Consider the following 10489-nt stretch of genomic DNA (forward strand, 5'->3'; position numbering starts at 1 on the left):
GGCCCCCGTACGGGGCGTCAGCGCTTGGGGTCGTACTGGTAGAAGCCCGCGCCTACCTTCTTGCCCAGGAGGCCCGCCTCGACCATACGCATGAGAAGCGGAGGCGCCGAGTAGAGCGGCTCCTTGAATTCGGCGTACATGGAGTCGGCGATGGACTTCACCGTGTCGAGGCCGACCAGGTCGGTCAGGGCGAGCGGGCCCATGGGGTGGGCGCAGCCGAGCACCATCGCCTTGTCGACGTCTTCCTTGGTGGCGAAACCGGATTCGACCATTCGGATCGCCGAGAGCAGGTAGGGCACGAGCAGCGCGTTCACCACGAAGCCGGAGCGGTCGGCCGAGCGCACGACCTGCTTGCCGAGGACCTCGCCCGCGAAGTTCTCCGCGCGCTTGGACACCGCCTCGCTGGTCTTGAGCGTGGTCACCAGCTCGACCAGGGGCAGCACCGGCACCGGGTTGAAGAAGTGCATGCCGACCACACGATCGGGATTGGTGGTGGCCATCGCGATCTTCATGATCGGGATCGAGGAGGTGTTGGAGGCGAGCACCGCGTTCGGATCGGTGACCACCTTGTCGAGCTCGGCGAAGATCGAGGTCTTCACCTCCTCGTTCTCCACGACCGCCTCGACCACCAACTGGCGGTCGGCGAAGTCGCCGAGATCGGAGGTGAACCGCAGCCGCCAGGCGGCCTGCTCCCGCTCCCGCTCGGTGATCTTGCCACTGGAGACGCCCCGATCCAGCGAGCGCAGGATGCGGGCGCGGCCGGCGGCGGCCAGTTCCCGGGTCTGTTCGAACACGAGCACGTCGACGTGCGCCCGGGCGCACACCTCCGCGATTCCGGCACCCATCTGTCCGGCGCCGATGATCCCGACGCGCTGAATCTTCTCGCTGCTCACGTCCCGCTCCTGCTGGTTGTGGTGGCTTGGGGAAACGTTATAAGGATGCCCTCCCCGCTGGGGCTGTTCAGCGGGAAGGGCGAACAAGCGCCCTTTGAACAGAGCACCTGTGGCGGAGGCCGGGACCCGGGTGATGCGAACCGGATCCCGGCTTCCCCGCCGCGCCCGGGCGACGCCGGGACTGCGGGCGGATGGGGACAAGCCTGCCGGTGGCAACGAACGCCGCAGCTTTCGCAACCACCACGGTTTGCGGCCGCCCCGCCGTTCGGCGCCCGGCGCGCATGCGACGAAGTCGCGAGCGCCGGGTGCCGAACGGCGGGGTCACGAGGCCACAAACCCGCGACGCCGTAGGCGGCGCCGACATCTCAGTGGAACTGGCCCTCTTCGGTCGAACCCTTCAGCGCGGTGGTCGAGCTGTCGGGGTCGACGGTGGTGGCGATCGCATCGAAGTAGCCGGCGCCGACCTCACGCTGGTGCTTGGTGGCGGTGTAACCGCGCTCCTCGGCCGCGAACTCGCGCTCCTGCAGGTCGACGTAGGCGGTCATGCCCTCGCGGGCGTAGCCGTAGGCCAGGTCGAACATCGAGTAGTTGAGCGCGTGGAAGCCCGCCAGGGTGATGAACTGGAACTTGAAGCCCATCGCGCCCAGCTCCTTCTGGAACTTGGCGATGGTGGCGTCGTCCAGGTGCTTCTTCCAGTTGAACGACGGCGAGCAGTTGTAGGCCAGCAGCTGGTCGGGGAACTCGCTCTTGACCGACTCGGCGAACTTGCGGGCCAGCTCCAGGTCGGGGGTGCCGGTCTCCATCCAGATCAGGTCGGAGTACGGCGCGTAGGCCTTGGCGCGGGCGATGCAGGGCTCGATGCCGTTCTTGACGTGGTAGAAGCCCTCGGCGGTGCGCTCACCGGTGATGAACGGCTGGTCGCGCTCGTCCACATCGGAGGTGATGAGGGTGGCGGCCTCGGCGTCGGTGCGGGCGATGACCACGGTCGGGGTGCCGGCCACGTCGGCGGCCAGGCGGGCGGAGGTCAGGGTGCGGATGTGCTGCGAGGTCGGGATGAGGACCTTGCCGCCCAGGTGACCACACTTCTTCTCCGAAGCCAGCTGGTCTTCCCAGTGGGTGCCGGCGGCGCCCGCGGCGATCATGGCCTTCTGCAGCTCGTAGACGTTCAGCGCGCCACCGAAGCCGGCCTCACCGTCGGCGACGATCGGCACCAGCCAGTTGTCGACGGAGGTGTCACCCTCGGCGCGGGAGATCTCGTCGGCGCGCAGCAGCGCGTTGTTGATGCGGCGCACCACGGCCGGGACCGAGTTGGCCGGGTAAAGGCTCTGGTCGGGGTAGGTGTGGCCGGAAAGGTTCGCGTCACCGGCGACCTGCCAGCCCGACAGGTAGATGGCCTTCAGGCCCGCGCGGACCTGCTGCACGGCCATGTTGCCGGTCAGCGCGCCCAGGGCGTTGATGTACTCACCGCTGTTGACCTGCTCCCACAGGATCTCGGCACCGCGGCGGGCGAGGGTGTGCTCCTCGACGACGGTGCCCTGCAGCTTGGCGACCTGCTCAGCGGTGTAGTTACGGGTGATGCCCTTCCAGCGCGGGTTGGTGTCCCAATCCTGCTGGATTTCCGCAGCGGTCTTCGGGGTGCCGGCAGTCGACATCTCTGACTCCACTTCTTCGTTCGTTGCGTGCTCCCGGGTCCGGAAATCCGTCGCGATGTCCGAACTCTGCTGGAGCAGCGATTTGCAGGCTTGCTATGCCCATCGGGTGTACCTCCACACGATGGCACACGGAAAAATCGCCGTCTACCTGTTGCTACTGTGAATCTCTGCTAGCCGGACCAGGGGTTTTGCTAATTTTGCAAAATTTGCCCAGCAATTGCATGCCTTGAGTCTACTCCCGAGTAGGTCTGACATGGGCTTTTACCGTAACGCCCGTACTGTTTCGGTGACGTCGGCCACGGCACGAGATCGCAAGCCGACATTCCCAGCTGTGAGGACCTTCACAGCGGCAGGATGTGCGCCCGGCCACTCCCCGCGGGCCCGTCCCGCGCACCGGCGCGCCGAGCTGATGGTCGATTGACCGACTGTAAGACTGTTCCTCGCACCGCCAGGGGAGGGACCGGTGCCAGATCCGGCGAAAGGAACACCATGCGAAAACTGTGCGCAGCCGCGGTCACGGCCCTCCTGTCCGCGGCGGGTCTCTCGGTGGCCGTCGCGGGTGCGGACCCGGTGGACCCGGGCACCGTCGAATCCGTGCAGCCGCTGCCGGCTCCGGCCACGCTGCCGGGCTCGGTGAACTCCGAGCGGATGCTCTATACGACGACCACCGTCGGGGACGCCCCGACCGTGGCCAGTGCCGCGGTGTACTTCCCGCCCGGCGAACCACCGGCGGGCGGCTGGCCGGTGGTGGCGTGGGCGCACGGCACGGTCGGTCTGGGCGACTCCTGCGCGTACAGCGTCAGCGGTCCCGGCGACGTCGAACGCGACTGGGCCTATCTGGGGACCTGGCTGCGGGAGGGCTATGCGATCGTCGCCGCCGACTACGCGGGGCTGGGCACGCCGGGCGAGCACCCGTACCTCAACGGCGTGGTCGAGGCGCACAACGTGGTCGACGCGGTGCGGGCGGCGACCCGGCACTACTCGTCGATGTCGGGCAAGTGGGTCGTGGTCGGCCAGTCCCAGGGCGGCGGTGCGGCGGTGAACACCGCGCGCTACGCCACCGAGTTCGGCGGACCGGAGCTGGATTACCGCGGCGCGGTCGGCACCGGCGTCCCGGCCTACATCGAAGACATCTTCACCCCGATCGGACCGGGCGTGCCGCCGGTGCAGCTGAGCCCGCACAGCACGGGCTATGCGCTGTACGTCCTCAACGGCCTGCGCACAACCTACCCCGAACTGAACATCGAGTCGTTCCTCACCGACGCGGGCCGGACGTGGCTGGAACGCGCCCGCACCGAATGTCTGCTGCCGCTGGGCGACGCGCTGGCGGCGGACAGGGTGGTACTCGGCAACCTGTTCACCCGTCCGCTGTCCGACATCCCCGACGTGCACGGCCTGCTCGCCCGCTACCTGGGCCTGCCCGAATCCGGTTACGACAAGCCACTTTTCCTCGGCCAGGGCCTACGCGACACCGACGTCGTCACGCCCGAGACACTGCGCTTCGCCGCGGTACTGACGGCGAACGGCCAGCCGGTGACGCTGAAGACCTACCCCACCGACCACAGCGGCACGGTGAATGCCTCACTCGCCGATTCGGTCCCCTTCGTCCGCAACCTGTTCGGCTGAATCGCTGATCAGTTTCCAGATGCGGTCGGCGGTCATCGGGAGGTTGTGGGGGCGCAGGCCGATGGCGTCGCGGATGGCGTTGGCGAGGGCCGGGGCGACCGGGTTGTAAGGGGATTCGCTCATCGACTTGGCGCCGAGGGGGCCGAGGTCGTCGGTGGTGTCGGCGAAGTGGACCTCGGTGTGGGGGACGTCGACGAGTTGCGGGATGTGGTAGTGGCGAAGGGTTTTGGTGGTGACGATGCCCTGGTCCACGCGCATGTCCTCGTAGAGGGCGGTGCCGATGGCCTGCGCCACACCGCCTTCCACCTGCCCGCGGCACTGGACGGGGTTCAGTACGGTGCCCGCGTCGGCGGTGTGGATCGAGCGGAGGATGCGGACACGGCCGGTCTCGGTGTCGACGGCCACCCGGAAGGCCTGCACGTTGAAGGCGACCGAGCGAGGGGTGCCGTCGTGGGTGGCAATGGCACGTAACGGTCCGTCAGCCAAGAGTTCTCGCGGGGTGAGCGGGCGCTCGCCGACAGCATCCGGAGCTGCTCGCAGCCCGGCCTCCCGGGCCTGTAGTGCATCCCGTAGCCGCAGGCAGGCCGCGTGTACGGCCTTGCCTGCCACCACGATTCCGGTCGACCCGAACGCGCCCGTGTCATAGGCGGTGACATCGGTGTCCGCCTGCCTGATACGAACGAACTCCGGTTCCGTGCCCAGCGCCGCGGCCGCGAGCTGGGCGTGCACGGTAGTGGTGCCGTTGCCGAATTCCGCTGTGCCCACGCATATCTCGTAGCTGCCGTCCGCCAGCAATTCGGCGGATGCGGTGGCGTGATGGCCGCGCGGCGGAATGGTGGCGATCATCGCGACGGCAATTCCCTCCCCGATCCGCCAGGAAGAACCGTTCGTGGAGTCCGCCGCGGCCGTGTCGCGGAGGGCGTGTTCGGCGCGGTCGAGACACTGGTCCAGGCCGTAACTCGCGATGGTCAGGTCGTCGTCCTCGGCGCAACGGCCACCGATCAGCGCGTCGCCGGGGGCGACCACGTTGCGGCGGCGGAATTCGAAGGGATTCAGGCCGAGTCGGCGGGCCAACTCGTCGAGCGCCGATTCGATGGCGAAGCTCACCTGGCCGAGACCGTAGCCGCGGAACGCTCCGGACGGCACGTTGTCGGTGTAGACGGCCCGGCCGTCGATGCTCTTGTTCGGGCAGCGGTACAGGGCGACGGACTCGCTCACGCTGTGGAAAAGCACTCCTCCGCTGTGATTTCCGTAGGCGCCGGTGTCCGCCACCACGTCGACGGCCAGCGCGGTGAGCCGCCCGTCGGCGCCCGCGCCCGCGGTGACCTCGACCCGCATGGGATGCCTGCAGGTGGCGGAGGTGAACTCGTCGGACCGGGTGAACTCGTAGCTCACGGGCCGACCGGTGCGCAGTACCGCCAGCGCCACCAGATCCTCCGACAACATCTCCTGCTTGGCGCCGAAACCGCCGCCCACCCGCTTCGCGAACACCCGCACCCGCTCCGGGGGCAGCGCGAAGATCCGGCACAGCTCGTCGCGCACCAGGAACGGCACCTGGGTGCTGGTGCGGACCACCAGGCGGCCGTATTCGTCGAGCCAGCCGATACTGCCGTGCGTCTCCAGGTGCGCGTGCTGCACGCGGTGGGTGTGCCACACGCCGTGCACCACCTCGTGCGCCGCCGCCAGCCCCGCCTCGACATCGCCGCTGCGGCCGTGCACCTGCGCCGCGATATTGCGCTGCCGGTCCGCGATCCGGGCCGAATCCGGTTTGTCCCCATGCAGTTTCGGCGCTTCGGGCCGCATCGCGCGCAGCGGGTCGAAGACCGCGGGCATCGGCTCGTAGGTCACCCGCAGCGCCCGGCAACCGGCGCGCGCCGCCGCGAGCGTCTCGGCGACGACCGCGGCCACCCGCTGTCCGGCGAACCGCACGACGCGATCCAGCACGACGGTGTCGTCCGGGTCGTCCTCGCGGATCTCGTGCCGGGCGCTGGAGAAGGGCGTCGCAGGCGCGTCGGCGTAGGTCAGCACCGCACGCACGCCCGCGACCTCCGCCGCCGCCGTGGCGTCGATCGACACGATCCGGGCGTGCGGATGCGGACTCGTCAGCACAGCCAGGTGCAGTGGCGGTGACGGGGGCGCGTCCACGAAAGCCGTCGTCGCCGTGCGGCTTCGGGACTCGACGGGCCGCAGGTCCGGCGGGTCGACATCCATCGTGAACGGTTCGGTGCCGGTGACGACGCGCGGGCCCGCAGGGGCACGCGGTGAACGCACGAGAGCGGGGCTCGCCTCCGTACCGAGCACCGCTTCGGCGATCGCACGGTATCCGGTACAGCGACAGAGGTTTCCCTTCAGTAGTTCCGGAAGGTCGTCGGGCGCTGGGTTATCGGGGGCGGATTCCAGGTCGCAGGTGGTGACGACCATTCCAGCGGTGCAGAACCCGCACTGGAAGGCGGCGGCGTCGAGGAAGCGGCGCTGTACCGGGTGGGGCGCGTCCGTGGTGCCGAGGCCCGCGGCTGTGGTGATGACGCGGTCGGCGGCGCGGTGGGCGGGGTAGACGCAGGAGTGCACCGCGACACCGTCGACCAACACCGTGCAGGCGCCGCAGTCCCCGGCGTCGCAACCCTTCTTCACCGCGAGTCGGCCCGCGTCCCGCAGCAGCGTGCGCAGGCATTGGCCGGGCCGATACGGCAGTTCGACGGCGACCCCGTCCACCTCGAACTTCATGGTCGCCCCTCGGTCAACTCCGCCACGACCTCGCGGGCGAGCACCACCGCCATCTGCCGACGCCAAGCCGGGTCCCCGTGCGGATCGTCGTACCAGAGATCGCGGTCCATGCCGAGAATGGTTGCGGTGAGTTCGCGGACAACCGGAAAACCCGCGAATTCGAGCACGATCGGACGCACGGTCGCGGCACTGAGCGTGATCGCGCAGCGGCCGTCGAGATCCGCCCGGCCCATCACGACGGCGCCCGAGCGACCCAGCGGCGCCAGCGCGATCTTCCGAAAAGCGATGCGCGAGCGCAGCTTCGAGGATTCGAGGAACACCGACCGCAATACCTCCCCCGGCCGCAACGCGGTCGCACCGGGGCCGAACACGAACCGGGACATCGGAATACGCCGCTCGGCGCCGTCCGCGCACCACACCGACGCGAGGCCGTCCAGCGCGACGAGGGCGGCCAGCACCGCCCCCGCCGGGAGTGCGAGACACGCGTTGCCGCCCACCGTGGCCATCCGCCTGATCTTGTACGAGGCCACCAGGGCCCGGCAGGCCTGCGGAAACAGCGCGGCCGCCGACCACCGCGCGGGCCACGCCGCGTGCTCCAGCTCCGCCAGGGTGCAGGTGGCGGCGATCTCCACCCCGGCCGGTGTCACCGTCAGCGCGGGCCAGCCCAGCGCGGTGATGTCCACCAGCCGTTCCAGGTGGTCCTGCGGTTCCGAGAACAACCAGGTCCCACCGGCCAGGACCGCCGAATCACCCGTCAGCGCGGCCAGATCCGCGCGATCCCGCGCGACCACCAGCGCACGGATCGTGTCCACATCCACGACGACCACCTCTTCCGAGACCGCTCCCGGGCACCCCGGCACTCCCACCCTAGAAGCCGCTGGTTGCGGAGAGGTTGCGTCCCTACCACCCAGATTGCGCCCTCGTAACTCCTCCGCACCGGAGCGTTCATCGCCGCCCGCGAACTCTACGAGCGCATCGACATCCGAGAGAAGGCGCAGTGACCGCCGTTCAGCTGCCCCGATAGGTCGAGTAGGAGTACGGCGACAGCAGCAACGGCACGTGGTAGTGGCGTTCATCGCCGACGACGAAGGCGATCGTGACCTCCGGGTAGAACGCCGGTACGCCGAGCGAGGCGAAATAGTCACCGGTGCCGAACCGCAAGCGGTACGTGCCGGGCGCCAGTTCGCCGCCGAGCCCGGCGATACGGCCGTCGCCGTCGGTACTCGCGGCGGCCAATTCCGTTCCGTCGCCATCGAACAGAGCCACCGGCACGGCGGCGGCCGGTGCGCCGCGGACGGCGTCGAGGACATGTGTGCTCAGTGTGCTCACGGCCGCGCCCCGTCCTCGCCCACCAGGCGACGCAGGCGGATGCGATTGATCTTCCCCAGCTCCTTGCGCACGATTCCCCTCTCGGTGGATACGTCGTTGTGCAACCTGGACCGCAGGATGGCGAGCAGCTCGTCCGCCGAGCGCCCGGTCGCGCACACCAGGTAGATGTGCCCGAACCGGTCCTCGTACGCGCGGTTGCCCGCCGCCAGCTCGGCCCGCACCGCGTCACCTGCCGTGATCACCGCCGCCTGTTCGCGGCCGGAGTCGGCGTTGTCCGGGCGATCACCGATGCGCGGATGGCCGGACAGGGCCCGATCCAACTCCGATTCGGGCAGTGCGGAGAGGGCGTCGTCCGCCGCGGCCAGCAGCGCGGCCACGGTCCCGAACGGCCGCCGGGCAGCGATTGATCGAGCCCACTGCGGCGACGCACAGCAGGTCAGCAACAACCGCTCGGCCTCGGATTCGGCCAGCGTATCGAGGGTGTGCAGATCGATTCCGGCAGCATTCATCGACTCCAGCATCGGCCATGGCAACCGTGAGTGCCACTCGGGGCGGGCGAAGACCACAGCCCGCGGTTACGCTCGGCCAGAGCGGTCCGAGTCGGGGCGGGACCGCCCGGAAAGGACACGGCATGGACGACGCGGTGTGCGCCGGAATCGTGCTGGCGGCCGGGGCGGGCACCCGGTACGGGCGGCCGAAGGCGCTGGCCGAGGGCGGCGCCTGGCTGCGCGGCGCGGTGACGGCCCTGCGCGCGGGCGGCTGTGCGCCGGTGTTCGTGGTACTCGGCGCCACCGGCCCGGCGCGCCGTTCGCCCCGCGGGCACTGGCTGGTGTGCGAGGCCCCCGAGATCGCAGTACCCGATGGGGCACAGCCGATCTGGGCCGCGGACTGGGCCGTCGGGTTGGCGGCATCGCTGCGCACCGGCCTGGCGGCGGCCGCGGCCACCCCGGCCGAGTTCGCCGCCGTCATGCCGGTCGACACCCCGGATGTCGGCGCCGACGTGGTCCGGCGGGTGCTCACGGCGGCCCGCGCGGCGCCCAGCGGACTGGCCCGCGCGGTGTTCCACACCCGGCCCGGGCACCCCGTTGTGCTCGGTCACAAGCACTGGCGGGCGGTCGCCCACACCGCGCAAGGAAATTCCGGAGCTCGCGCATTTCTGGACGCTAGACCGGATATTGTGGCCGTCACGTGCGACGATCTGGCTACGGGGCGTGACCACGACTATCCGGCCACTCGCGCACCCTGATCGGGAGTTTGTGATGCGCGACATCGTCGATGACCTCATGCGGGTGTGGCACAGCGGCCGGACGGGTGGGCTGGCGACGTTGGTCCGGACGTTCGGGCACTCGGCGCTGCCGGTGGGGTCGACGATGCTGCTGGACCCCGACGGCGGCGTGTACGGATCGGTGTCCGACGGGTGCTACGAGTCGGTGGTGTACGAGGCCGCCGCGCACGCCGCCCGGACCGGCCGCCGGGAACTGCAGCGGTTCGACGGCAAGACCGGAGTGGAGGTCAGTGCCGACTGCGGCACCATCGATGTGTTCGTAGAACCGTTCTCGCGCATACATTTTCCCGAGTTCGCGGCGGTGGCCAAGGAGATCGCCGCCAACCGGCCGGTCACGGTGTTCACCGTGGTGTGGCATTCGGATCCGGAGGTGATCGGGCAGCATCTGGTCACCGATCGGCGGCACAACACCGAACTGGTGTCGCTACCGGAGTCGGATGTGTTCGTGTCGTCGTACGCGGCGCTGCCGCGGCTGATCATCTTCGGCGCCAACCCTTTCGCCGCCGCGCTGACCGTGCAGGGCAAGCTGCTCGGCTACCGCGTCACCGTCTGCGATGCCCGCGAGACCTTCGCCTCGCCCAATTCCTTTCCCGGCGCCGACGTGGTCGCGGACTGGCCGCACCGCTACCTCAACGCCCAGGCCGCGGCGGGCGAAATCGACTCCACCACAGCGATTGTCGCGGCCTCGCAGGATCCGAAATTCGAGATCCCGCTGCTGACCGTGGCATTGCGCCTGCCCGAGCTGGGCTATCTGGGCGCGCTGGGTTCCCCGGCTGTGCACCGCCGCCGGGTGGAGGATCTGGAGGCGGGCGGCTTCGACGCCGAGACCCTGTCCCGGCTGCACGCCCCCGCCGGTTTCGACATCGGTGCCCGGACCCCGATGGAGACCGCCGTCGCCATCGCCGCCGAACTGGTCGCCGCCCGCTCCGCCGCCACGCTGCGCACCCAGGACTTCCACTCCGCGGTCTCGGTCTCCTGAG

At 69.6% G+C, this 10489-nt stretch carries 9 protein-coding genes; 3 read left to right on the forward strand and 6 right to left on the reverse strand.

What is annotated here, in order from left to right:
- Positions 1-17: 17 nt before the first annotated feature.
- Both NWFMUON74_RS32660 and aceA read right to left on the reverse strand, forming a co-directional pair.
- Positions 18-893, reverse strand: a complete 876-nt coding sequence (locus NWFMUON74_RS32660; RefSeq protein ID WP_187685543.1) for a 3-hydroxybutyryl-CoA dehydrogenase — start codon at positions 891-893, stop codon at positions 18-20.
- Positions 894-1258: 365 nt separating this feature from the next.
- On the reverse strand, positions 1259-2545 hold the full coding sequence (gene aceA / locus NWFMUON74_RS32665) for an isocitrate lyase (RefSeq protein ID WP_187685544.1): 1287 nt from the start codon (positions 2543-2545) through the stop codon (positions 1259-1261).
- Positions 2546-3034: 489 nt separating this feature from the next.
- On the opposite strand from aceA, the gene NWFMUON74_RS32670 reads away from it, so the two are divergent.
- On the forward strand, positions 3035-4171 hold the full coding sequence (locus NWFMUON74_RS32670) for an alpha/beta hydrolase (RefSeq protein WP_187685545.1): 1137 nt from the start codon (positions 3035-3037) through the stop codon (positions 4169-4171).
- On the opposite strand, the gene NWFMUON74_RS32675 is transcribed toward NWFMUON74_RS32670, so the two are convergent.
- The 4 genes from NWFMUON74_RS32675 to uraD all read right to left on the reverse strand — a co-directional run bounded on the left by NWFMUON74_RS32675 (position 4127) and on the right by uraD (position 8733).
- Positions 4127-6895, reverse strand: coding sequence for a molybdopterin-dependent oxidoreductase (locus tag NWFMUON74_RS32675; RefSeq protein WP_187685546.1), 2769 nt, complete (start codon positions 6893-6895; stop codon positions 4127-4129). The genes NWFMUON74_RS32670 and NWFMUON74_RS32675 overlap by 45 nt on opposite strands.
- Positions 6892-7713 carry an FAD binding domain-containing protein gene (locus tag NWFMUON74_RS32680; RefSeq protein ID WP_187685547.1) on the reverse strand — a complete coding sequence of 274 codons (822 nt, stop codon included), beginning with the start codon at positions 7711-7713 and terminating at the stop codon, positions 6892-6894. Before NWFMUON74_RS32680 ends, NWFMUON74_RS32675 begins: the two co-directional genes overlap by 4 nt.
- Positions 7714-7903: 190 nt before the next feature.
- A complete protein-coding gene (uraH, locus tag NWFMUON74_RS32685; RefSeq protein WP_187685548.1) occupies positions 7904-8224 on the reverse strand; it encodes a hydroxyisourate hydrolase in 321 nt (106 codons plus the stop codon).
- A complete protein-coding gene (gene uraD, locus NWFMUON74_RS32690; protein WP_187685549.1) occupies positions 8221-8733 on the reverse strand; it encodes a 2-oxo-4-hydroxy-4-carboxy-5-ureidoimidazoline decarboxylase in 513 nt (170 codons plus the stop codon). Before uraD ends, uraH begins: the two co-directional genes overlap by 4 nt.
- Positions 8734-8855: 122 nt before the next feature.
- Here uraD and NWFMUON74_RS32695 point away from each other — a divergent pair, with 122 nt between their 5' ends.
- Both NWFMUON74_RS32695 and NWFMUON74_RS32700 read left to right on the forward strand, forming a co-directional pair.
- Positions 8856-9470 carry a nucleotidyltransferase family protein gene (locus tag NWFMUON74_RS32695; protein ID WP_187685550.1) on the forward strand — a complete coding sequence of 205 codons (615 nt, stop codon included), beginning with the start codon at positions 8856-8858 and terminating at the stop codon, positions 9468-9470.
- Positions 9471-9483: 13 nt separating this feature from the next.
- A complete protein-coding gene (locus NWFMUON74_RS32700) occupies positions 9484-10488 on the forward strand; it encodes an XdhC family protein (protein ID WP_187685551.1) in 1005 nt (334 codons plus the stop codon).
- The last annotated feature ends 1 nt before the right edge of the window (position 10489 follow it).

The sequence above is a fragment of the Nocardia wallacei genome, assembly GCF_014466955.1.
GTDB lineage: Bacteria > Actinomycetota > Actinomycetes > Mycobacteriales > Mycobacteriaceae > Nocardia > Nocardia wallacei.

Bases quoted from the DNA above. Each gene is read 5' to 3' on its own strand.
- aceA (WP_187685544.1), bottom strand. From the start codon at position 2,545: ATGTCGACTGCCGGCACCCCGAAGACCGCTGCGGAAATCCAGCAGGAT.
- NWFMUON74_RS32670 (WP_187685545.1), top strand. From the start codon at position 3,035: ATGCGAAAACTGTGCGCAGCCGCGGTCACGGCCCTCCTGTCCGCGGCG.
- NWFMUON74_RS32675 (WP_187685546.1), bottom strand. From the start codon at position 6,895: ATGAAGTTCGAGGTGGACGGGGTCGCCGTCGAACTGCCGTATCGGCCC.
- uraD (WP_187685549.1), bottom strand. From the start codon at position 8,733: ATGAATGCTGCCGGAATCGATCTGCACACCCTCGATACGCTGGCCGAA.
- NWFMUON74_RS32695 (WP_187685550.1), top strand. From the start codon at position 8,856: ATGGACGACGCGGTGTGCGCCGGAATCGTGCTGGCGGCCGGGGCGGGC.
- NWFMUON74_RS32700 (WP_187685551.1), top strand. From the start codon at position 9,484: ATGCGCGACATCGTCGATGACCTCATGCGGGTGTGGCACAGCGGCCGG.